Annotated in this window: 19 protein-coding genes and 1 pseudogene; 11 read left to right on the top strand and 9 right to left on the bottom strand. The window is 57.1% G+C overall.

Annotation, left to right across the window (positions count from 1 at the left end):
• Positions 1–100 precede the first annotated feature (100 nt).
• From leuA to HB779_RS19485, 3 genes are all read left to right on the top strand, one after another.
• Positions 101–1,801 carry a 2-isopropylmalate synthase gene (gene leuA / locus HB779_RS19495; RefSeq protein WP_188343882.1) on the top strand — a complete coding sequence of 567 codons (1,701 nt, stop codon included), beginning with the start codon at positions 101–103 and terminating at the stop codon, positions 1,799–1,801.
• 51 nt (positions 1,802–1,852) lie between these two features.
• Positions 1,853–2,617: an alpha/beta fold hydrolase gene (locus HB779_RS19490; protein ID WP_188343881.1), complete on the top strand. Its 765-nt coding sequence runs from the start codon at positions 1,853–1,855 to the stop codon at positions 2,615–2,617.
• Positions 2,618–2,692: 75 nt separating this feature from the next.
• Entirely contained in the window at positions 2,693–3,328 is a 636-nt protein-coding gene (locus tag HB779_RS19485) for a hypothetical protein (protein WP_188343880.1), read from the top strand.
• Between the two features lie 4 nt (positions 3,329–3,332).
• Here the strand turns inward: HB779_RS19485 and HB779_RS19480 are convergent, their stop codons facing one another.
• Positions 3,333–4,256 (bottom strand): metallophosphoesterase, encoded by a 924-nt coding sequence (locus tag HB779_RS19480; RefSeq protein ID WP_188343879.1) that lies wholly within the window; start codon positions 4,254–4,256, stop codon positions 3,333–3,335.
• Positions 4,257–4,356: 100 nt separating this feature from the next.
• Between HB779_RS19480 and HB779_RS19475 the strand changes: the two genes are divergently transcribed.
• On the top strand, positions 4,357–4,812 hold the full coding sequence (locus HB779_RS19475) for an NUDIX domain-containing protein (RefSeq protein WP_188346015.1): 456 nt from the start codon (positions 4,357–4,359) through the stop codon (positions 4,810–4,812).
• On the opposite strand, the gene HB779_RS19470 is transcribed toward HB779_RS19475, so the two are convergent.
• Entirely contained in the window at positions 4,813–5,790 is a 978-nt protein-coding gene (locus HB779_RS19470) for a glutathione S-transferase family protein (RefSeq protein ID WP_188343878.1), read from the bottom strand.
• 309 nt (positions 5,791–6,099) lie between these two features.
• Here HB779_RS19470 and HB779_RS19465 point away from each other — a divergent pair, with 309 nt between their 5' ends.
• Positions 6,100–6,612, top strand: coding sequence for a GNAT family N-acetyltransferase (locus tag HB779_RS19465; RefSeq protein ID WP_188343877.1), 513 nt, complete (start codon positions 6,100–6,102; stop codon positions 6,610–6,612).
• Between the two features lie 32 nt (positions 6,613–6,644).
• On the opposite strand, the gene HB779_RS19460 is transcribed toward HB779_RS19465, so the two are convergent.
• The 4 genes from HB779_RS19460 to HB779_RS19445 are packed head-to-tail and all read right to left on the bottom strand — an operon-like array spanning position 6,645 to position 13,477.
• Positions 6,645–8,726, bottom strand: coding sequence for a hypothetical protein (locus HB779_RS19460; protein ID WP_188343876.1), 2,082 nt, complete (start codon positions 8,724–8,726; stop codon positions 6,645–6,647).
• Position 8,727: 1 nt separating this feature from the next.
• Positions 8,728–11,568, bottom strand: coding sequence for a DUF4159 domain-containing protein (locus HB779_RS19455; RefSeq protein WP_188343875.1), 2,841 nt, complete (start codon positions 11,566–11,568; stop codon positions 8,728–8,730).
• Entirely contained in the window at positions 11,565–12,470 is a 906-nt protein-coding gene (locus HB779_RS19450) for a DUF58 domain-containing protein (RefSeq protein ID WP_188343874.1), read from the bottom strand. Before HB779_RS19450 ends, HB779_RS19455 begins: the two co-directional genes overlap by 4 nt.
• Positions 12,470–13,477 (bottom strand): MoxR family ATPase, encoded by a 1,008-nt coding sequence (locus tag HB779_RS19445; RefSeq protein WP_188343873.1) that lies wholly within the window; start codon positions 13,475–13,477, stop codon positions 12,470–12,472. Before HB779_RS19445 ends, HB779_RS19450 begins: the two co-directional genes overlap by 1 nt.
• Before the next feature lie 134 nt (positions 13,478–13,611).
• Here HB779_RS19445 and HB779_RS19440 point away from each other — a divergent pair, with 134 nt between their 5' ends.
• Genes HB779_RS19440 through HB779_RS19430 form a run of 3 tightly spaced genes read left to right on the top strand, consistent with a single transcriptional unit; the run spans position 13,612 to position 16,126 of the window.
• A complete protein-coding gene (locus tag HB779_RS19440) occupies positions 13,612–14,220 on the top strand; it encodes a DUF1285 domain-containing protein (protein WP_188343872.1) in 609 nt (202 codons plus the stop codon).
• Positions 14,217–14,858, top strand: coding sequence for a CoA pyrophosphatase (locus HB779_RS19435; protein ID WP_188343871.1), 642 nt, complete (start codon positions 14,217–14,219; stop codon positions 14,856–14,858). Before HB779_RS19440 ends, HB779_RS19435 begins: the two co-directional genes overlap by 4 nt.
• Positions 14,855–16,126 (top strand): CCA tRNA nucleotidyltransferase, encoded by a 1,272-nt coding sequence (locus HB779_RS19430; protein ID WP_188343870.1) that lies wholly within the window; start codon positions 14,855–14,857, stop codon positions 16,124–16,126. The genes HB779_RS19435 and HB779_RS19430 overlap by 4 nt, the downstream gene beginning before the upstream one ends.
• Here the strand turns inward: HB779_RS19430 and HB779_RS19425 are convergent.
• Together HB779_RS19425 and hemF are read right to left on the bottom strand one after the other, a co-directional pair.
• Complete coding sequence (locus tag HB779_RS19425; RefSeq protein WP_188343869.1) at positions 16,123–16,305, bottom strand: DUF1059 domain-containing protein; 183 nt, start codon at positions 16,303–16,305, stop codon at positions 16,123–16,125. The genes HB779_RS19430 and HB779_RS19425 overlap by 4 nt on opposite strands.
• A gap of 122 nt (positions 16,306–16,427) precedes the next feature.
• Positions 16,428–17,342, bottom strand: a complete 915-nt coding sequence (gene hemF, locus HB779_RS19420) for an oxygen-dependent coproporphyrinogen oxidase (RefSeq protein ID WP_188343868.1) — start codon at positions 17,340–17,342, stop codon at positions 16,428–16,430.
• Between the two features lie 145 nt (positions 17,343–17,487).
• On the opposite strand from hemF, the gene HB779_RS19415 reads away from it, so the two are divergent.
• Both HB779_RS19415 and HB779_RS19410 read left to right on the top strand, forming a co-directional pair.
• Positions 17,488–17,760, top strand: a complete 273-nt coding sequence (locus HB779_RS19415) for a hypothetical protein (protein WP_188343867.1) — start codon at positions 17,488–17,490, stop codon at positions 17,758–17,760.
• 229 nt (positions 17,761–17,989) lie between these two features.
• Positions 17,990–19,093 (top strand): ABC transporter substrate-binding protein, encoded by a 1,104-nt coding sequence (locus HB779_RS19410; protein ID WP_188343866.1) that lies wholly within the window; start codon positions 17,990–17,992, stop codon positions 19,091–19,093.
• A 50-nt stretch (positions 19,094–19,143) separates the two neighbouring features.
• Here the strand turns inward: HB779_RS19410 and HB779_RS19405 are convergent, their stop codons facing one another.
• A complete protein-coding gene (locus HB779_RS19405) occupies positions 19,144–19,620 on the bottom strand; it encodes a tRNA (cytidine(34)-2'-O)-methyltransferase (RefSeq protein ID WP_188343865.1) in 477 nt (158 codons plus the stop codon).
• 663 nt (positions 19,621–20,283) lie between these two features.
• Between HB779_RS19405 and HB779_RS19400 the strand changes: the two are divergent.
• Positions 20,284–22,135, top strand: a pseudogene (locus tag HB779_RS19400) (ABC transporter ATP-binding protein).
• The last annotated feature ends 11 nt before the right edge of the window (positions 22,136–22,146 follow it).

Genomic DNA, 22,146 nt, shown 5'->3' with positions numbered 1-22,146 from the left:
AGGCTATTTGCTCCTTACCCCTTTACAAGACCATTCCAACGCTTGAGAAAAGTGCTGCACGTGTGCCCGAGATGCGCAGGCGGCCGGAAACGAGAAGCAGATGACCGATATGACCGCTCCCCGATATGTGGGTATGCCCGATGCCCGCAAGAAGTACGAACCCTATCCAATTGTTGACCTGAAGGACCGCCAATGGCCGTCCAAGCGCATTGAAAAAGCACCGATCTGGTGTTCTGTCGATTTGCGCGACGGCAATCAAGCCTTGATCGATCCGATGGGTCATGACCGCAAGGTGCGCATGTTTGCGCTGTTGCTCGACATGGGTTTCAAGGAAATTGAAATCGGCTTTCCCTCGGCATCACAGACGGATTTTGATTTTGCCCGCTGGTGTATTGAGGAAGGAAATGTACCTGATGACGTCTCCTTGCAGGTGCTGGTGCAGTGCCGTCCGGAATTGATCACCCGCACCTTTGAATCGCTGCAGGGCGCGAACAAACCGATCGTCCATTTCTATAATTCGACCAGTGAATTGCAGCGCCGTGTGGTGTTCAATAAGGACGTCGGCGGTATCAAGTCCATAGCCACCGATGCCGCCAAGATGATTACGGACATGGCTGCCAAGGCTGGAGGTGGTTTCCGATTCCAGTATTCGCCTGAGAGCTTTACCGGCACCGAACTTGAAGTTGCGCTCGAGATTTGCAATGCGGTCACGGAAATCATCAAGCCCACGCCGGAAAATAAGCTGATCATCAATCTGCCTTCGACGGTCGAAATGTCCACACCGAACATATACGCTGATCGTATCGAATGGATGTGCAGTCAGCTCGACAACCGTGAAAACCTGATCATTTCCCTGCATCCGCACAATGATCGCGGAACAGGGATTGCTGCAACCGAACTGGGCTTGATGGCCGGTGCTGACCGGGTTGAAGGCACCTTGTTCGGCAATGGCGAACGCACCGGCAATGTCGATATCGTGACGCTGGCATTGAACATGTTCACCCAGGGTGTGGATCCTGAGATCGATTGTTCCGATATCAACCGGATGAAGGAAGTCTATGAATATTCCAATCAGCTGGTTATCCCGGAACGCCACCCCTATGTCGGCGAGTTGGTTTATACTGCGTTCTCCGGTTCGCATCAGGATGCGATCAACAAGGGCATGAAGGCGATCAAACAGGCCAATAAGGAACTGTGGGAAGTACCTTACTTGCCGATTGATCCGCAGGATGTCGGTCGTAGCTACGAGGCCATCATCCGCATCAATTCCCAATCAGGCAAGGGTGGGCTGGCCTATATCCTGCAGGCTGATTATGGCATCAACCTGCCGCGCGGCATGCAGGTGGAGTTCCGTGACGACATCCAGCAGATTACCGATGAGGAAGGCAAGGAAATGCCCTCCAAGCAGATTTATCAGCGATTCCTCGAACTCTATGTGGATCAGCCCGACGCACGGCTGAAATTCGTTGATCACCACACCTATCCGGACACCGAGCACAAGGGGATGCGCGTTCTCTCCGCAGAGATCACGGATCGTGGTGAAACCAAGCGGATCGAGGGCAGGGGAACCGGCCCGGTCGATGGCTTTATCGATGCCCTCTCGCATTATCTCGGCTTCAGGCTTTCGGTTGCCAATTATTCGGAACATTCGCTCCAGCATGGCTCCGACGCGGCGGCTATCAGCTACATGGAAATCGAGCATCCGAATGGCAAGATTTTCGGTGCTGGTATCAACAAGAGCATCGTTGCTGCCTCACTTGAGGGGATTGTCTCGGCGGCGAACCGTATCATCGGCAAATAGCCTCATGCACATAAAGGCCGCTTTGAGCGGCCTTTTTCTTTGGAGGAACCAATGCACCGGCTGGGCGCAATCGAGATCGGAGAAGCACAGGGCACGCCTGTCGTCTTTCTGCATGGGTTTGGCGGGACAGCGTCAGGCTGGGACTATGTTCAGAAGGCGATTTCCGGGGAATATCCAACCATTGCCTTCGATCTTCCCGGTCACGCCGGTTCGCTTGATTATCCCGATGCGGTGACGGCGCGGCACTTTGCGCAGGCCGTTGTCGACGAGCTGACCCAGCGTGATCTGCCAAAGTCGCATCTGGTTGGCCATTCCATGGGCGGTGCCACGGCAGCGCTGGTTGCCGCCATTGCGCCGGAGAAGGTGGCGTCATTGACACTGCTGGCGCCCGGCGGTTTCGGCCCTGACATCAACGGGCGGTTGTTGCAACGCTATGCATCGGCGCGTGATCAGGATGCTCTGCGTGTCGCGCTGGAAGGCATGTTCGGCTGGCGCAATCCTGTTCCAAACGAGATGATTGAACGCGATTTGGCGCTACGCCGGAAAAGCGGACAGATCGAACGGTTGGACGCCATCCTTGCTCGTATGACCAAAAACGGATTGCAAGGTACGATCCCGAAAGATTTGCTTGCTGGGTTCACCATGCCCGTGGCTGTCGCGTGGGGGCGGTTGGATAATGTTCTGCCTGTCTATCAGTCTGAGGGTCTGCCATCGCACTTCACTATCCATCGTTTTGATGGCGCTGGTCATATGCTTGTGGAGGAGATTCCCGACGAGGTAATCCGGCTCATTCTCGCAACTGTGCGCACAGGCTGAATTCCGACAAGTTTGTGGTGCAATGGCTCAGGCATATTGTTAATGATGCCTTAACCATGCTTGCTGGAAACGTCGATGAGTGAAATGCGAGACAAGATCAGTCCTTTGGATGACAAGCGCAGGCTGCCCGAGGCCATTCGCGGTGCGCAGATTGCTGCTGCGGATCGCGGGGACGTTGTCATCGACATGAAGGAAGCGGATCTCGCCCGTATCGAAATTCTGGCTGACGATTTGAAGCCGGTCTTTGATGAAGTTCCTGCGGATGACGAACAGTGGGATTTTGCGATCTCCAGAGGATCACAGCCGCGTCTGTGGATTGACGCGACCTCGCACGTGATGATGGGACGTGACCGGCGCACCTATCGCTTTGTCCGCGATACGAGACTTGGCCGGGTGATCATGGCCGAATCGAGCGATGTCAAAACGGTGTCCGATGCCGTCACCACTTATATCGCCGAGCGTATTGTCGAGCGTCAGCGTTTGACGGAAGGTGAGCGTATCAGCTTGCGCAGTGACGCTTCTGATGCGGCCCCGCTCGAACAATCCGAGCCCGTGAGCGCACCGGTTGTTGCTCCTGTTGTGCAGGTCCGTCAGCACCTGTCGATTATGACCGATTTCGTCAATGCGGTGATCTGGATTCTGATCGGCGCATTGGCTGGAGCGGGCGCTTTGCTGGCCTTTTTCTGGGACAGGCTATCGCCTTACTTCTAAAATATCAGGCGAGGGCGGAAACCGCGCCGACATTCAGTTCGCGCTCGCCAATGGTCTCGATGGTCATCGCTGTGTCAACGATGCCGCGCTCAGTCATATGGCACGACCAGCCGGAATTGGTCTTTTGAATTGTAAAGATGTTGAAACGTGCCGCCGGTTTATGGTCGCCAAAACTTTGGCTCGCGGACGGGACACAGACGACGGGAACTTTCCAGTCCGGCCCGTCAATCTCATAGCGTGTGGCCAGATGCGTATGTCCGTGCAGGACGAGTTCGGCACCGTGCTCGCGCACGGTTCGCTGGAAGAGACCAATACCAAGCAGGCGCTTGTAAGATGGCGCAGCACCGCGCACCGGCGGGTGGTGGATCATGATCACGCGGAAGAGCCCGCGCTTGCCCGTATCATCAAGGATCTCACCCAGCTTGCGGGCCTGGCGGTCGCGCAGATCACCGGTTGCCATGAACGGCGCAGTCGCGCGTGCGGATGATACGCCGATGAGGGCTACATCGCCGCGTACCCGGAGATAGGGAAATTCCACGGGACGATGTTCTGCCACTTCGCGGTCGCCAAGCATCCATGGCGCCCAGAAACGCCGGGTTTTCTTCAATGCGCCTGGCACGTAAGCGTCATGATTGCCGGGAACAACCGAAACATCGGCGGGGTTGCCGAACGTCTTCAACCAGCGCTGCGCAGTTTCCAGTTCTTCATCAAGGGCGAGGTTGACGAGGTCGCCTGTGACAGCCAGATGATCAGGTGTTTGGGCTTTCAAGTCCGCAACCAGCGTATCGAGGGTGCCGCCGGTCATCACGCCTTTACGGTTGGAGCGCCAGTTGATGTAACCGGTAATGCGCTTGGAAATCAGCTCGCGCAACGTCAGTGCAGGCAAGGGCGACAGGTGGATATCGGAGATGTGAGCGAGGCGGAACATTATTTCAGCTTTAAGAGAGTATAGCGTAGGAATCCAGTGTTAGAACCGTCGCATCACCGCAAGGTTCCATTTTTGGGCAGGGATTATGACTGACAAACGCGTGAAATGGCGCCATCGCCTGTTTCACACCTATTTCCTTTTTCGCAGGCCCATGACGCTGGGTGCGCGTGGTGTTGTGCTCGATGAGGCGACGCAATCGGTGTTCCTGATCCGGCACACCTATGTGCCCGGCTGGCAGTTTCCGGGTGGCGGCGTGGAAACCGGACATACGATCGAACATACGCTTGCGAAGGAACTCATGGAGGAAGGCAATATCGAGCTGACCGGACGACCGGAGCTTTTTGCCATCTATCACAATGCCCATGCATCCAGACGCGATCACGTTGCGCTCTATATCTGCCGGTCATTCCGTCAGACGGCGCCCCGTCTGCCGGACCGCGAGATTGCCGAGGCCGGGTTTTTTAAACTCGATGCCCTGCCGGAGGGCACGACATCGGCCACCCGGCAAAGGCTTGCCGAAATTCTCGGCGGAGCCGATGTGCCGCTGAACTGGTAATTAGAGCCTGTCCCGGTTGTGTGGCGCGGCAAAATCCAGTTCCGGGCCTTTGGGAATGATACCCGTCGGATTGATGGTTTTGTGGCTGCCGTAATAATGTGCCTTGATATGCAGCATGTTCACGGTCTTGGCCACACCCGGCACCTGATAGAGTTCACGTGTATAGTTGGACAGGTTCGGATAATCGGCAATGCGGCGCTGGTTGCATTTGAAATGGCCGACATAGACCGGATCGAAACGTAAGAGTGTAGTGAACAGCCGCCAGTCAGCTTCCGTTATCTGGCTTCCGGCGAGATAGCGCTGTTGGCCAAGACGCTCTTCCAATGTGTCGAGCGTGGCGAATAACTGGCCAAAAGCCTCCTCATAAGCTTCCTGAGACGTGGCAAAGCCCGCGCGATATACGCCATTGTTGATATTGGGATAGACCAGTGCATTGACCGCATCGATTTCGGAACGCAGCGCTTCCGGGTAAAAATCCAACGAGGCATCGCCAAAAGCGTCGAATGCCGTGTTCAGCATGCGAATGATCTCGGCTGACTCGTTCGAAACAATCGTGTTCTGCTGCTTATCCCAAAGCACCGGCACAGTCACGCGGCCGGAATAGGCCGGGTCAGCGCGGGTATAAACTTCGTATAGACTCTTCGAGCCGAAGAGATGATCTGGTGTCGCCCCGTCAACGGCGTTGAAGGTCCAGCCCTCGTCGCCCATGAAATGATCGACGACAGAAACCGAGATAACGTCCTGCAACTTTTTCAGCGCCCGGAAAATCAGCGTGCGGTGTGCCCATGGGCAGGCATAGGAAACATAGAGGTGATAACGGCCAGCTTCAGCCTTGAAGCCGCCTTTGCCCGACGGTCCAGCTGAACCGTCTGCCGTGACCCAATTGCGAAATTGTGATTCCGAACGAATGAAGCGTCCGCCACTGTCCTTGGTGTCATACCACTGGTCGTGCCACTTGCCGTCAATCAGAAGACCCATCTCATACTCCTTGGCCTGCCACAAAGTGCGCAGGCGATCATTCTCATGTTCTACCAATAACCCATAGCTAGGCACAAATGATGTTCAAACCAGTATCTGTGGGGTGAACAGAGCGTCACTTTTTGCTTGGGACAGCGCAAATTCGGTTTACGCCGCCCAACTTTGATGCTACGCGGAAAAAAAGGAGACATTTAGTGACAGGATTCCTGTTCATCCGACGATGAAACCAGTACCGGCGCTCGCAAAGCGCGGCGGATATTCCTGTGTTGGCCAAAGGCCATTGTCTACTCCTTTATGAAGATACCCAGCATGCTGTCCCATGTCGTTGCCTATACGCCGGAAGAGCCGGTGCATGACGTTGCCATTGAAGAAATCAACAAAGAAGCTTTCGGTCCCGGCCGTTTTACCCGCGCTGCTTATCGGATTCGCGAAGGCGGACCGCATGACCGTAATCTCTCCTTTGTTGCCCTGAATGGCGCACATATTGTGGGGTCGGTAAGGCTGACACCGATTTTGATCGGCGCAACGCCGGCAATGTTGCTGGGCCCTCTGGCGGTGCGTCCGGGGTGGAAGAAGCAGGGTATCGGCGCGGCTCTTATGCGCAAGTGCATGGAAGCGGCTCGTCTTGCCGGTCACCGGCTGGTTATCCTTGTCGGCGACGAACCCTATTATGCACCCTTTGGTTTCCGGCCGATTGCCGGGCACCAGATCCAAATGCCTGCACCGGTTGAGCCGTCGCGGTTTCTCGCTTGCGAACTCACGCCGCATGCACTGAAGGGTGTACAGGGCCGCGTGCGCCATGCAAGCGGTGGCGGCCTCTAGTTTCCGCTCATTGGGTATTGAGTTTATAGAGCCTACCGGCCTTCGCGATACCACATGCTGCCGAGAACCAGGATCATTGCGGCAAGACCAAGGAAGCCCGAGAACAGCGGCAGACGATTGACGCTTTTCAGAACCGTTTCGTTGGTGGGGCGAAGCCCGATCCAATTGTCGCCGCTTGCGCTGGCAAAGCCGCGTGAGGCGACGATGTTGGGCATTTCGATCGATGCTTGTGCTGCCGTTTCCCGCAGGCGGCGAGTCCCGCCGCCGGTCTGCCGGGCCAATGGTTCAAGCTTGGCTGTGGTGGAAACGTAATCGGCGAATTCCGGCGCATCGACCGGCCCGACATGGGCGAGCGTGGTCAGATCACCGTTTGCCACCTGAAACAGCCCGATTTCTGTTGTCGGAACCGAAGCCGAGAATACGCCCGGTTCGGTTTCGGTCAGGGGAATACTCTGTTTCTTGCCCGATGGTGTGATGACGTTTGCAGCAGCTGCAGTCTTCTTCATCGTCTGACGGCGGATTTCAAGATTGCGGCCGCTGCCGGAGGCGGTCAGTGCTTCTTCTTCGAGTTCCGGTTCCTTCATCAGCCAATGGGCGATGCGGCGGTACAGCGCCGCATGCGGACCGCCGCCTTCAAAGCCGCGCGCCCACAGCCAGCCCTGATCGGAAAGGAACATGCCGACACGGCCTTCGCCGATACGGTTGAGCACCAGGAGAGGTTTGTCGCCTGCATTCATGACGACAGAGCCTTCCGGCTTGTTGACATCGATCACGCGAAACCAGCGGCTCCATTGTGGCGGCTCTGTCCCGCTTCCTTCCAGACCCCGTGTTACCGGATGGCGTTTGCCGTCATCGCTCAGTCGCGGATAGAAAGCCTGTTCGGTAATCTCGCCCGTCGGCGTGGCGGGCAGAACCGTCAAAAGGGGCGTGTTGGCGATAGACACAGTACCCGCATATTCAGGCCCGGCGGCGATCAGCAGCGCACCGCCCTTTTGCACGTAATCGTTGATGTAATCGTAATAGAGCAGCGGCAGCACATCGCGGTGCTGGTAGCGATCGAAAATAATGAGATCGAACTGGTCGATCTTATCGACGAACAGCTCGCGCGTCGGAAAGGCGATGAGCGACAGTTCGTTGATCGGTGTGCTGTCCTGTTTTTCCGGCGGACGCAAAATGGTGAAATGCACGAGATCGACCGATGCGTCGGATTTGAGCAGATTGCGCCACGTACGCTCGCCATTGTGCGGCTCGCCAGAAACGAGCAGAACGCGCAGATTTTCCCTGATACCATCGACCATAGCGACAGCCCGGTTGTTAATCTCGGTCAACTCATTGGGGATCGGGTCGACAGCAAGCTCGACAATATTGACGCCTGCGCGCGGCAAGGTCACATCGAGCGGCATTTCCTCGCCGATGATGGCGTCCTGCACAGTGACCTCATTGCCGTTGACGCGAACGCTTACGCGAGCCCGGCCGCCCTGCGGCTCGCCTGCGCCAGTGACCTTGTAAGTCATCTGCTGCGGCTTGCCGGTGATACCGAAACGCGGTGCGCGGACAAACTGGATACGGCGGTCGATTTCACCCGGTACGCCGGTGATCAGGCCATGCACCGGGGCATTGAAGCCGAGACCGGCAACGTTATTGGGAATGTCGTGGATCTGACCGTCCGTGATCATGATGGCCCCGCCAATGCGCGACGGCGGCACATCACGGAACGCTCCGTTTACAGCCTGAAACAGCCGCGTTGCCGTCGCGTCATCATTGGCATCGGCGCGGTTGGTCTCGACAGTACGAACTTCGAACTGCGGCAGGCGTGCCAGCGCCGCCTGAACCTGTTTGAGTGCTTCAGTCGTATCAGCAGTGCGGTTGCCGATGTCCTGACTCTGGCTGCGGTCGGCAACCACCGCGACAACGCTTGTCAGTGGTTCGCGTTCTTCATTGATCACAACGGGATTGAACAAGGCCATGGCAAGGGCGGCGACCGCAAGCAGGCGGATAATGCCGCCACGCTGGCGCAGATAGATGCCCGCCAGTGCCAGTGCCGTAAGTGGCAAGAGCAGTAGGGCCAAAAGCGGCAGCGAGAGCAGGGGCTGGAAGTCGAGGGAAAGATACATGTCAGTTCGCCAGCCGCTTCAAAAGTTCAGGCACATGCACCTGATCGGATTTGTAATTGCCGGTCAGCATGTACATGACAATATTGACACCCGCGCGATAGGCAAGAACCCGTTGGTCCGGATCATTGGGGATTGTCGGTAGCAATGGGCCGCCGCTGGCATTGACCGCCCACGCGCCAGCCAGATCATTTCCGGTGATCATGATCGGCGTCACGCCATCGCCAACCCGCACGGGACGGGGACTGTCAGCAGACTTAACTTCAGGCGCTTGCGATGCCTGCACCCAAAGCGGACTGCCGCGAAAACGGCCGGGAAAATCCTGCAGGATATAAAACGCCTTGGTCAGGACGTGATCGTTGGGCACCGGCTCAAGCGCGGGGATGTTCAACCCGGAAAGAATATCCCGCAGCCTTGCATTGGCTGGTGTCGAGCTATTGTCGAAGCTGATGGCGGCTGCATCCTGATCACGCGTGTCGAAGAGGACGGTGCCGCCCTGCTGCATATAGGCATCGATCTTGGCTATCGCTGCGGGTGTTGGCATCTTGGCTGAGGCATCGATTGGCCAGTAGATCAGAGGGTAAAATGCCAGCTCATCCACTTCTGGATTGACACCTGTCGGCTCGCCGGGTTCCAGCGCAGTGCTGTCGGCAATCGCCTTGGACAACCCGGAAAGGCCTGCTTTGCTGATATCGTCAACAGAACGGTCGCCGGTGATCACATAGGCAAGGTGTGTGGTATCGACAGCTTGAAGTATAGCCTGATCTCCGGGTTTGCTGTCGTTCTGCTGGGCATGAACCGGCGAGGGGGCAAAGGCCAGAACGGCCGGGATCAGCAAAATCGCCAGCGAAGCAGCCACTGCCCCTTTGAAACGGCGGCGCAGATGTCCGCCAAGCCAGAGAATGGCAAGCGCATCGAGTGCCAGAAGCAGGGCGGCGATGCCAAACAGCGGCCCGCGCAGCGGCACGGATTCATCCACCGCGTAACGCGCGTTGATTACCGGAATGTTGAGGTCAGGGCGGATCAAAGGCTTTATTTCGCTATCCGGTTTGAAAAGATTGAGGGCATTCATGGCATCCTCGACGCCGTAAAAACCGGGCGGATTATCGAAGCTGACCTTGCCGGTTTCACCGGGTTTCAGGATCAGGGGCTTGGCATCGCCGCCGGGCGGGATCAGCGCCCCTTCTGCATTCAAAGTGAGATAGGGCGGAAGAGCCCGTGCCACGCCCGCACCGCTTTCCGGGGTGGATGGCACTGAACTGCGCGACAATGTCAGGATACGGTGCAGCATATCCACAAAACTGCCGCTGATCGGCAGGTTCGACCATGTGGCTTCGGGGGTGACGTGAAACAGCACAATCTGCCCGCGTCCGCGCGTTTCACCTGTCACCAGCGGCGTGCCGTCCGCAAGATTGGCCCAGCTTTTCTCGAAAAGATCGACCGCAGGCTCGGCCAATACCTGGCGCGTTACCGTGACGTCCTGCGGCGTTGGAAGTCCGGCGAAGGGACCGTTATCAGGGAAGGCGGCGACGGGTTGTGATTCCTTCCAAGACAGAGCGCCACCGAGTGAGCGCTCGCCCTTGCGTAGGATCACCGGCAAAAGCGGGTCCTGTTCGCTGTTTCCGGCAAGACGAGGTCCGGCAAACCGGATCAGCGTGCCGCCCTTGGCCACCCAATCGACCAGCGTCTGCTCGGTTTCTGCGGGCAGCTTGCCAATGTCGGCCATGATCACAACCGAAGGCTTTTGTTCGAGAAGCTCGGGAACAGCTTTGGTCAGTTCGGCATTGTGCGGGCGCAGCAGGTCAGCAAAAGGCTCAAGCGCGCGGGAAATGTAATAGAGCGGCGAAAGCAGCGGCTGCGACAAGTCAGCTTCTGAACCCGAGAGCAAGGCGACACGGCGGCGCTTGTTGTTATCGTCTACAAGAAATGTTGCACCTGCATGCGGCGCCTTATCGATGCGCAGGGTGTGAAAATCGTTGCGCAATTCATAGGGTGCGGTGATCACAGCTTCGCCAGTCGCTTCATTGGCACGAAAAACCAGACCGGTTTCAGCAATGCGGCGGCCCTTTTCATCATAGGCTCCGATGGTAATGCCGCCCGAAGACCGGTTGTCGTTGGATCGCACCGCATGAACCGTCAGTCCGTTGGCATTGTTTTCCACCTGCCGGATTGCTGCAAGCGATGCAATTGACGGCTGATACCAGATTACAGAGGCAAGACCGCTGCCTTCGACCGCTTTCACCGCCTCGGTTGCTCCCGGCGTATCGACACCATCGTTAAGATAGGCAAGGCGCACACCCGATACACCGGACAGAACAGTTTTCAACCGGTCAAAAGCCGCAGCGCGATCCACCGGGATCGGGCGGACATTCAGGGCGCGCAGCCGTTCGAGCGCTGTCGTCGCATCGAAGGGGCCGACATCGGCATTCAGTTTTTCAGCGGTGCCAAGAATGTAGATCAGGGCTCCGGAAGCGCTTGCGTCCGCAATCAGCCGCTCTGCCGTTTCCTTGCGGGCCTGCCATTCCTCATTGGACGACCAGCCATTGTCGAGCACGATTGCGACAGGTTCTTTGCCTGTCAATGTTTCGGGGCGCGGATTCCAAATTGGTTCGGCCAGCGCAAGAATAACAAGCGCAGCAAGCACAAGCCGTAACAATGTCAGCCACCAGGGGCTTCTATCCGGCGTTTCCTCTTTCCTGAAGATTTGTGCCAGAATTTTCAAGGGAGGAAAGATTTCGCGGATCGGACGCGGCGGTGTTGCCCGCAGGAGCCACCAGATAACAGGCAGCGCCAGCAGGCCCAAGAGGATGGCTGGCGCGCCGAGGGCGAGGGGAAGCGCATTCATAGACGCGTTCCTTGATCAGCCGTCATGTTAAGATGAACCGAGACCAGCGCTTCGGAAGCGAGCCTGTCGGTACGGTTTGTCGTGTAACTCCAACCGATGCGGCGGCAATAGGCTCTGAGCGTTTCGCGGCGGGCGAAGAACAGGCGCCTGTATTCTTCCGCATAATCCTGCGCGCGGCCAATGGTCAGCACCGCGCCTGATTCCGGATCAACGAATTCCGTGCGCCTTTTATAAGGGAAATCCTCTTCCGCCGGATCGTAGATTTCGACCAGATGGGCACGGGCGCCGCGCTGGGCAATCTGTTCCAGAAGCGCAAGCGTGTCATTGACTGGTTCGAGGAAGTCACTGACCAGCACCACATCAGAGAAGCGTCGTACCTTGCCAAAATCTGGCTGTTTCGGCAGGTCGACCGCATGAGACAGCGCTGTTGCCAGCCGCTCTGCGCCATTGGCGGCCGACGTTGGTTCCGTCACATCGGGGAAGGCTATCCGTTCGCCGCTGCGCGACAGCAACTCGGCCAGCGCCAAAACGACGACAAGCGCCCGCGATTCCTTCGATACCTGGGCGATATCGGATTTGTAGAGCATGGAAGCTGAAGGATCCGCCCACAACCAGACCGTATGGGCAGCTTCCCATTCCTGGTCGCGGATATAAATCCGGTCGTCGCGGGCCGAACGGCGCCAGTCGATGCGCGACACCGCTTCGCCATCAGTATAGGGCCGAAACTGCCAGAACGTTTCACCGACGCCGCTTTTGCGGCGACCATGCCAACCGGTATTGGTTGTGTTGGCGATGCGGCGAGCCTCGACCAGAAGATCCGGCAACAAGGCGGCGCGCTGGCGCGCGCGCGCCAGTGCGTCGGTCGTTGCAGTCTTTTGAGCCAGCGCGCCGATTGCTGCCATTAGATAGCGGCCTTGGTGAGGTTGGCGATGACCTCGCGCACATTCATGCCATCGGCGCGGGCGGCAAAGGTCAATGCCATGCGATGTTGCAGGACAGGCTCAGCCAGCGCTCTGACATCGTCAACCGAAGGCGCGAGGCGGCCGTCATAGAGCGCGCGGGCACGGGCGCAAAGCATCAGGGCCTGACTGGCGCGGGGACCGGGGCCCCACGCAATAAACTTTTGCGCGATCTCATTGTCTGCCCCGGGGCGGGCCGAGCGGACCAGCTTGAGGATGGCGTCAACGACGCCCTCCGCGACAGGGATGCGGCGGATCAATTGCTGCATCTCGCGCAGCCGTTCCGCATCGATGGTCTTTGCCGCCCGCACCTCCGATGTGCCGGTGGTTTCGAGCAGAATGCGGCGCTCCGCATCGAGTTCCGGGTAAAGAATGTCGATCTGCATCAAAAAGCGGTCGAGCTGTGCTTCAGGCAGCGGATAGGTGCCTTCCTGCTCTAGCGGGTTCTGCGTTGCCAGAACGTGGAACGGCGATGGCAGGTCATGCCGCTCGCCTGCGACCGTGACATGATATTCCTGCATGGATTGCAGCAGGGCGGACTGGGTGCGCGGCGAGGCGCGGTTGATTTCATCGGCCATCAGCAGCTGCGCGAAGATCGGACCTTTGATGTAGCGGAAAGAGCGTTTGCCGTGATCATCCTGATCCATCACTTCCGAACCGATAATGTCGGAGGGCATCAGATCTGGCGTGAACTGCACACGGCGTTCGTCGAGACCGAGCACGGTGCCGAGTGTTTCCACCAGCTTGGTTTTGGCCAGGCCCGGCACGCCCACGAGCAGCGCGTGGCCACCAGCCAAAAGGGCGACCAGCGTGCGCTCGATAACGGCTTCCTGGCCAAAGATGACAGTGCCGATTGCGGCGCGTACTCTGGAAATATCGGCCAGTGCCTTTTCAGCCTCGGCGACCATTGCCTTGGGATCGGATGGTTCCCCGGTTTTGATAATCGTCATGGTTTACCTCGTCTCTGGCCTGCGGAGCTGGTTTATGCTCAGATTCATTACTAAATGAGTCTAAATCACTATGACATGCTGACAAGCGGTTTAACGGTGACTATTTCGTGACGAATGAACAAAAAGGTCAGAAAATGGCACAGTCAGAAGGCACATTGCGCGACGCGGCGGGACTTGAAGCCCTGATCTCGCGCGCGGCTGCGCAAGGCAAGGGCTTGCCGCCGGTGGAAAAATGGAACCCGGATTTCTGCGGCGATCTCGATATGGAGATCAAGGCGGACGGTACGTGGTTCTATATGGGTACACCGATCGGCCGCCAGCCGCTGGTGCGTCTCTTCTCCACAGTGCTGCGCAAGGATACCGACGGCAAGACCTATCTGGTTACGCCGGTCGAGCGCGTTGGAATACGTGTTGAAGATGCGCATTTTCTTGCAGTCGAGCTCAATGTCTCGGGCGAGGGTGATGAACAGGTCATGACGTTTCGCACGAATGTTGGCGATATTGTCGAGGCAGGTGCTGACAATCCGCTGCGTTTCGTCATCGATTCCAGGAATGGCGGTCTGAAACCTTATCTGCTGGTGCGCGGGCGGCTGGAAGCTTTGCTGGCCCGTCCGGTCATGTATGAACTGGTAAGTTACGGCGAGGATGTCGAGATTGATGGCAAATCCATGTTTGCGGTGCGCTCCAAGGGAGAGATTTTTCCGATCATGCATTCGGGCGAGTTGAAAGAGCAGAGCCTATGAGCCAGTCAATCCCGGCTGAGGAGGGCTTTTCCGCCCGGGCTTTTGCGCGGCGCGTTGCGCTGAAGGGCAGTGACACGCTGGGTGTGGATCACGGCGACCATCTGCTCAACCCTGACCTTGATGCGTTGATTGCGGCAACCCAACTGCGTGACGCGGCTGTGCTGGTGCCGATTGTCGATCGCGGCGATGAAGCGGGAGTGATCCTGACCTTGCGCAATGCCAATATGCGCAAACATTCGGGGCAGGTGGCCTTTCCCGGTGGGGCGATTGATCCGGAGGACGATTTCGAGCCGGAGAAGGCAGCACTTCGCGAAGCACATGAAGAGATCGGTCTGGAGGGGCGGCATGTCGAACTGATCGGACGTTTGCCGCGTTATTTGACCACGACGGGTTATTCCATCACGCCGGTGCTCGGCCTTGTGCACCCGCCATTCAGCCTGACGCCGAATCCGGACGAAGTGGCTGATGTGTTCGAAGTGCCATTGTCCTTTTTGATGAATCCTGCCAACCACCGGCGCGAAAGCCGGGTCTGGCTGGACAAGGAACGTTTCTATTACACGATGCCGTTTGGCGAACGCTTCATCTGGGGCGTCACAGCCGGGATCATTCGCACATTGTATGAAAGGCTCTATTCTTGAGCACGACCATTTCCATTGCCGATAAGGCTCCGTGGCTGCAGGAACCGCTTTTGCAGAAGTTGCTTGCTGCTCTTTCCGTAGATGGCGAGGGTGCGCGCATTGTCGGCGGTGCCGTGCGCAATACGCTATTGGGGCAAGAAGTTTCTGATCTCGACATTGCCACGACCTGCGTGCCTGATGAAACCGTGCGGCGGGCGCAGGCAGCCGGCTTCAAGACCATCCCAACGGGGATCAGCCATGGTACCGTAACGGTTGTTGCAGATAAACGGCCCTTCGAAGTGACCACGCTGCGGGCCGATATGGAGACTGATGGCCGCCATGCATCCGTGGCTTTCGGGCGCGACTGGCAGGTGGATGCGGAACGGCGCGATTTCACCATCAATGCGCTTTATGTCGAGGCTGATGGCACAATCGTCGATCTTGTCGGTGGTCTTGCCGATATAGAAAGCCGCACCTTGCGTTTCATCGGTGATGCGGAACATCGCATTCGCGAAGACTATCTGCGCATTCTACGATTCTTTCGCTTTTTTGCCTGGTACGGGCACGGCCGTCCGGAAAGCGAAGGATTGAAAGCCTGCGCGCGGCTGAAAGATGGTTTGGCGCAACTGTCATCCGAACGCGTTTGGGCTGAACTGAAGAAAATGCTGGCGGCGCCGGATCCATCGCGGGCACTTCTGTGGATGCGGCAGGCTGGTGTGCTGACGGCTATTCTGCCCGAAAGCGAAAAGTGGGGTATCGATACGATTCACGGACTTGTCAAAACCGAGAAGGAGCTGGGCTGGAATGCCGATCCTCTCCTGCGCCTTGAAAGTGTGATCCCGCCACATGCCGAGCGGATCAGCGACATGGCTGCGCGATTGAAACTCTCCAATCACGAGCGTGAGCGCCTGGAAGCGTGGTCGGCAACAATTATGCCCAGCCCTGAAATTTCTGAAGCGGGATTTGCCAAGAAACTCTATCGCAGTGACCGTCAGGGGATGATTGATCGTCTGAGTCTCGCGCTGGTGTCAGCGCGGACGGAAGCGCTGAATGACAACGCTGCAATGATGCGCGCTGGCCATCTCTCCAAGCTACTGGAATTTGCCGAGCACTATGAAAAGCCCAAGTTCCCCGTTACCGGCGGCTATCTTGTCGCTGCCGGTTTGGAAAAGGGTCCTGAGGTGGGCAAATTGCAGCGCGCACTCGAGGACGCCTGGATTGACTCAGGTTTTATCCTTGACCGGGATGCGCTGCTTGCCCGTATTCCTGAGCTTACGCCTAAGGCTTAAGCCGCCTTGGTCTTCTCGGGCTGGATATTGGCCCGGATCGTCTCGAGCATCGGCTCGCGTATAGCAGTTTCGCCATGGGTTTCGCGAAGATGCTCAGTGGCCCGGCGGATGATTTCAGCTTCGGTGTCGTGACGGGTGTGCCACTGGCAACCGGGAACGATGCAATGAAGTTCTTTCATGGCCTTTTCTCCCTGTTGTGAGCCCGGCACGAAGACGAACTCCATCGAGATATGGCGTCAGATCGCCGTATCAGCTTCACCATAACGCATGAAGCGCAGGATTGATCCGTTAAACGATCAAATCACGGCCATTTGACGGTGGGTGGCATGGAAGACAGGATCGAGTCGACATTGCCGCCGGTCTTGAGGCCGAAGATCGTGCCGCGATCGTAGAGCAGATTGAATTCGACATAGCGCCCGCGCCGGACCAGCTGTTCCTGTCGCTGTTCCGCGCCCCAGTCCTGATTAAAGCTCTGGCGAACGAGATAGGGATAGACCACCGAAAACGCCCGGCCGACGTCGCGGGTAAAGGCGAAATCCGCGTCCCAGCCGCCATTCTCATCGGAGGAATGCAACCAGTCATAGAATATGCCTCCCGTGCCGCGCGGCTCCTTGCGGTGTGGAAGATAGAAATATTCGTCGCACCAGTTCTTGAACTTCTCGTGATCAGCCACGGACGAGTGCTTGTCACAGACAAACTTCAATGCTTTGTGGAAGGCTGCGGTGTCGGGATCTTCCTGTGTGCGCTTGCTGTCGAGGACCGGGGTCAGATCGGCACCGCCGCCAAACCACTGCCGCGTTGTCACCACCATACGGGTGTTCATGTGCACGGCTGGCACATATGGGTTCTGCGGATGGGCAATCAGGGAAATGCCGGAAGCCCAGAAGCGGGGGTCTTCCTCGGCACCGGGAATTTGCTTGCGAAATTCCGGTGAAAACTCGCCGTGAACGGTGGAGATGTGGACGCCGACCTTTTCGAAGACGCGGCCATGCATGATCGACATGGTACCGCCGCCGCCCTTACCTTCCTCGCGCTGCCACGGTGTTTGCACGAAACGGCCGGGAGCACGGTCGGACAATGGCCCATCCAGATCATCCTCGATCTTCTCAAGACTGGCGCAAATCTTGTCACGCAGCTCGGCAAACCATGCGGTCGCGGCTGTCTTCTTCTCTTCAAGCGCTTCAGGCAGGATGGCGGGAATATCAGGGCGGTCCATATCAACGAATCCTTCTTGCTTGGCACTTTATCACATCAGGGCCACGCCAAAGCAAAGAGGTGTTTCCTCTATCCCAAAAAAAGACTCGTTTTCAGGGCTCATTTTGCTCTAGTCTCCAAGGTGTAGGGTTCAGGGAGGATACAAGATGGTCTCCAAAGTACCCAGAGCACACTTTCCCAAGCCGCCGCTCGACGGCTTGCGCAAGCAGCTGAAGGAAAGCCGCGAGGGCGCTACCAAGCAGCGCGGCGCTTTCATTCGCGAGAGTTTCCGTCTGCCACGTCTGGCGGCGCGCGAAAAGGCGAAGGAATGGTTCGAGCAATATCCGAAAGCCGCCTACTGGACGGAGATTGAGAGCTGGTACGAGCGCCCCGGCGACATCATAGAATTCACAATGCGCCGTTTGCCAAATGCCGACTGAAATCGACGAAATTGACGTTCAGACGACTTAATTTCGAAAATTAGGGCAAGAATTCAGACGAAAAAACTGAAAATCCAACACTTTTCTTCATAATTGCATCAATTAATTTCAAGTGTCGGTTTCCGGATTGTCATGAATCGTGGCTGACAGCATGTCATAAAGACAGTAGAACTTTTTCCAGCGCCGGAGAATCTTCCGGCTGCACAATAAAAAATATATGGAGGACACTATGCGCTTATCGTTGATCTCTGGCGTGGCGTTGACGGCTGTCATGGCGATGACTTCGTTCGCCCGTGCTGACATCGTCATTGGCAACATCGCGCCTGTAACCGGCCCGGTCGCAGCCTATGGCATGCAGGTGAAGAACGGTGTGGAAGCCGCCGCGGAAGCCATCAATGCCGAAGGCGGCATCAAGGGGGAAAAGATTGTCATCAAGTTGTTTGATGATGCGGGCGAGCCAAAGCAGGGTGTATCGGTTGCCAACCAGGTGGTTGGTGAAGGCATCAAATTTGTCGTCGGTCCGGTAACCTCGGGCGTTTCCATGCCCGTCTCCGACGTGCTGGCCGAAAATGGCATCCTGATGATCACTCCGACATCGACAACGCCTGATCTAACCACCCGTGGTCTCGAGACCGTGTTCCGTACCTGCGGCCGCGATGATCAGCAGGCCGACGTGGCTGCCAAGTACATGCTCGAGCATTACAAGGACAAGCGCATCGCTATTGTCTATGACAAAAACACCTATGGTACCGGTCTGGCCAATGGTCTGAAGGCAGCGCTCAACAAGGGCGGCGTCAAGGAAGTGGTTAATCAGGGCATCAATGCTGGTGAAAAAGACTATAGCGCGCTTGTTACGCGCTTGAAGGCCGAGAAGGCTGAAGTGATCTATTTTGGCGGTTACCATCCTGAAGGCGGCCTGATTGCTCGTCAGCTTGCAGATCAGGGCATCAAGGCCCAGATCATCGGTGCAGAAGGCCTCTCCAACACGGAATATTGGGCTATCGGCGGTGATGCCGCTGCTGGCACTCTGTTCACCAACAGTGCCGATCCGACAAAGAACCCGTCCGCTTCGAAAATCATCGACGCGCTGAAAGCCAAGAACATTCCGGCTGAAGCCTTCACGCTGAATGCCTATGCAGCGCTGCAGGTCATCAAGGCCGGTATTGAAAAGGCCGGTTCAGCCGATCCGGCAGCAGTGGCCGAAGCCCTGCATTCGGGCGCACCGGTTTCAACAGTTGTCGGCGATCTGACCTATGCAAAGACCGGCGATCTGACGACGCCAACCTTCGTTCTTTTCAAGTGGGAAGGCGGCAAAGCTGCCGAAATCAAGTAATTCCGCTTGAGTCAATAAATCAAACGCCGGTCAGCAATGGCCGGCGTTTTTCATGAGGGCAGCGAGAATTGCCGCAGCGCTTCGCCCGTTGCAATGGCAGCGGATAGCGCGAGGTTGAGCGAACGCGCACCCGGCACCATCGGAATAATCAATCTTGCATCTGCCACCTGATGCACCTCATCCGGCACGCCAGCCGATTCGCGCCCCAGCAGCAATATATCGCCTGGCTGAAATGCAAACTCTGTGTAAGGCACGGCGGCCTTGGTCGAGAACAGCAGCAATCGGCGGTTTTCGCCGAGGCGCCAATTCTGGAAATGCTGCCAGTCGGCGTGACGCGTCAGCGCGGCCTGCTCAAGGTAATCCATACCCGCCCGTTTCAGCGACCGGTCGGAAACATCGAAACCCGCTGGCTCTATCAGATCAACGCCAATACCAAAGCAGGCGGCCATCCGCAGGATTGTGCCGGTATTTCCGGGAATATCCGGTTGATAGAGCGCGATACGCAGGTCGGGTTTATCGTCAGTCACAGGCGGCGTGCTCCATCGGCAACATTTTACTCATATGAGCCGGTTTGATGAGAATAGGCTCTCGCTTTTTCTGTTCATAATAGGTATAGGGTTTCCACCGCAACCGGGAGCAGTTTTTGTCTCACGGGAGCCGTTCTGCCGGAGGGAATTCCGGTCAAGGTCGAGGGATTTGGTAAGGCCGATGTTTTTCCATCGGACGAAGCCGAAGACCGAAGGATTTGGCCAGAATTCACCCGGCCCTTCGGGTTTCCGGCTGGCGGACACCCACTTTGTCAGGTAGTTTCGTCCGATGAACCACATCGAACTTACTACCTTCCGCGTGGATTGTCTCGCCATCCGAGAAACAGAACGGGCTCCATTGAGATAAAAACTGCTCCAACTTTTGGAGGTGTCGATGACTGAATTTTTCCGACTTCTTCCAAACCGGATGGCTTCTCCCGATGAAGCTGTGGCCGGTGTCGTTGGCGGTTTTGTGTCTGTTTTTTCCGCGTAGTTTCTTTCTTCTAAGACACAAGTCGCATTCGTCCGTGGTTGGCGTCTGCATGTTTGCTTTCATTTACTTCGATCATGCTCCGGTAACCCAAGCGCAATAGCTACCATCCGCGCTAATTTATTCTTGTCTCGTTTTCCTTGCCGAGACCGCTGCCCGAAAGAGGTTTGATTATGTTTCGCTGGTTTGAACAAAGGCTTGAGGCATTTCCATCCGCCGAGCCAAGTGAGCCACCCAAAACACTGGTTGCATTTTGCTTGCACTATACGCGCGGTGTCTGGCCGTGGCTCGCCGTCATGGCAGTCTGCACCGCATCGATCGCTGTCCTCGAAGTGTCGATGTATGCGTTCATGGGCAATGTCGTCGATTGGCTGTCCAGTCAGTCGCGCGAAACGTTCATTGCCCAGGAAGGCTGGAAGCTCGCTTTGCTTGCAGGTGTCGTGCTGATCCTGATGCCGGGCATCGTGCTGCTCGATTCTGCTGGTCATTCACCAGACGTTGCTGAGCAATTACCCCATGCGGATTCGCTGGCTGGTGCATCGCTATGTGGTTCGCCAGTCCATGACCTTCTTTCAGGATGAATTTGCCGGGCGGATTTCCACCAAGCTGATGCAGACATCGCTCGCCGTGCGCGAAGCGGTGATGAAGCTGCTCGATGTGCTGAACTATGTTATCGTCTATTTCAGCGGCACATTGATCATTGCCGCCGCTGCCGATCTGCGTCTGATGATACCGTTCCTGGTTTGGCTGGCCGCTTATGTTGGTTTGATGTGGTATTTCATCCCGAAGCTGCAGGTGGCATCCAAGGCGCAGGCGGATTCCCGCTCGTCCATGACCGGGCGCATCGTTGACAGTTACACGAATATTGCCACGGTCAAGCTGTTCTCCCATTCCAAACGGGAGGAAAGCTATGCTCGCGAGGGTATGCAGGAGTTCCTGTCCACGGCCTACAAGCAGATGCGCATGGTCACAGGGTTCCACGTCACGCTCTATGGGATGAACTGCCTGCTGTTGTTCTCGGTCAGCGGTATAGCCATCTGGCTGTGGCTGGGTTCGGCGATTTCAGTTGGTGCCGTTGCCGTGGGCATTGGTCTGGTGCTGCGTCTCAACGGTATGTCGCAATGGATCATGTGGGAAATGTCAGCACTGTTCGAGAACATCGGCACGGTGGAAGACGGCATTACCTCCATTTCCCTACCGCGGCTCGTGACTGACGCTCCGGACGCGCCGGAACTGGCTGTCCGCGCAGGTGCCATCACGTTTGACGCCATCGGCTTTCACTACGGCAAGGGCGCGGGAGTCATCGACAAGCTGTCGCTTGATATCCGTCCGGGCGAGAAGATCGGTTTGGTTGGACGCTCCGGTGCCGGCAAGTCGACGCTCGTCAATCTGCTGCTGCGGTTCTACGATCTGGAAAGCGGCCGCATCCTCATCGATGGCCAGGATATTTCCAAGGTCAAGCAGGACTCGTTGCGCGAGCATATCGGCATGATCACGCAGGATACGTCGCTTCTGCATCGTTCGATCCGTGACAACGTGCTCTACGGCAGGCCTGATGCATCCGACGATCTGATGCGGCAGGCCGTGAAGAACGCGCAGGCGGAAAGCTTCATCGAAACAGCGACCGATCCAAAAGGACGCCGTGGTTTCGATGCGCATGTCGGTGAGCGTGGTGTGAAGCTGTCCGGTGGCCAGCGTCAGCGCGTTGCCATTGCACGTGTCATGCTCAAGGATGCACCGATCCTGATTATGGATGAGGCGACTTCAGCACTCGACTCGGAAGTGGAAGCAGCGATCCAGGACAATCTTTACCGGCTCATGCAGGGCAAGACGGTTATTGCCATTGCGCACCGTCTCTCCACCATTGCGGCACTTGACCGTCTGGTCGTGATGGACAAGGGCAGGATTGTCGAAAGCGGCAGCCATGAGGAACTCATCGCTGCCAATGGCATCTACGCCAGCCTTTGGGCACGGCAGTCCGGCGGCTTCCTCGGTCTTGACGATGATCAGGCGGCGGCGGAATAGCCGTCTGCGAT

The sequence above is a fragment of the Phyllobacterium sp. 628 genome (genome assembly GCF_014189505.1).
Lineage (GTDB): Bacteria > Pseudomonadota > Alphaproteobacteria > Rhizobiales > Rhizobiaceae > Phyllobacterium.
Note: the sequence above shows the minus strand (reverse complement) of the source record. Positions and strands in the feature narration are given on the sequence as shown.

Excerpts from the sequence above, each read along its gene's own strand:
- leuA (WP_188343882.1), top strand. The coding sequence starts at position 101 with ATGACCGATATGACCGCTCCCCGATATGTGGGTATGCCCGATGCCCGC.
- HB779_RS19490 (WP_188343881.1), top strand. The coding sequence starts at position 1,853 with ATGCACCGGCTGGGCGCAATCGAGATCGGAGAAGCACAGGGCACGCCT.
- HB779_RS19485 (WP_188343880.1), top strand. The coding sequence starts at position 2,693 with ATGAGTGAAATGCGAGACAAGATCAGTCCTTTGGATGACAAGCGCAGG.
- HB779_RS19480 (WP_188343879.1), bottom strand. The coding sequence starts at position 4,256 with ATGTTCCGCCTCGCTCACATCTCCGATATCCACCTGTCGCCCTTGCCT.
- HB779_RS19470 (WP_188343878.1), bottom strand. The coding sequence starts at position 5,790 with ATGGGTCTTCTGATTGACGGCAAGTGGCACGACCAGTGGTATGACACC.
- HB779_RS19465 (WP_188343877.1), top strand. The coding sequence starts at position 6,100 with ATGCTGTCCCATGTCGTTGCCTATACGCCGGAAGAGCCGGTGCATGAC.
- HB779_RS19460 (WP_188343876.1), bottom strand. The coding sequence starts at position 8,726 with ATGTATCTTTCCCTCGACTTCCAGCCCCTGCTCTCGCTGCCGCTTTTG.
- HB779_RS19455 (WP_188343875.1), bottom strand. The coding sequence starts at position 11,568 with ATGAATGCGCTTCCCCTCGCCCTCGGCGCGCCAGCCATCCTCTTGGGC.
- HB779_RS19450 (WP_188343874.1), bottom strand. The coding sequence starts at position 12,470 with ATGGCAGCAATCGGCGCGCTGGCTCAAAAGACTGCAACGACCGACGCA.
- HB779_RS19445 (WP_188343873.1), bottom strand. The coding sequence starts at position 13,477 with ATGACGATTATCAAAACCGGGGAACCATCCGATCCCAAGGCAATGGTC.
- HB779_RS19440 (WP_188343872.1), top strand. The coding sequence starts at position 13,612 with ATGGCACAGTCAGAAGGCACATTGCGCGACGCGGCGGGACTTGAAGCC.
- HB779_RS19435 (WP_188343871.1), top strand. The coding sequence starts at position 14,217 with ATGAGCCAGTCAATCCCGGCTGAGGAGGGCTTTTCCGCCCGGGCTTTT.
- HB779_RS19425 (WP_188343869.1), bottom strand. The coding sequence starts at position 16,305 with ATGAAAGAACTTCATTGCATCGTTCCCGGTTGCCAGTGGCACACCCGT.
- hemF (WP_188343868.1), bottom strand. The coding sequence starts at position 17,342 with ATGGACCGCCCTGATATTCCCGCCATCCTGCCTGAAGCGCTTGAAGAG.
- HB779_RS19415 (WP_188343867.1), top strand. The coding sequence starts at position 17,488 with ATGGTCTCCAAAGTACCCAGAGCACACTTTCCCAAGCCGCCGCTCGAC.
- HB779_RS19410 (WP_188343866.1), top strand. The coding sequence starts at position 17,990 with ATGCGCTTATCGTTGATCTCTGGCGTGGCGTTGACGGCTGTCATGGCG.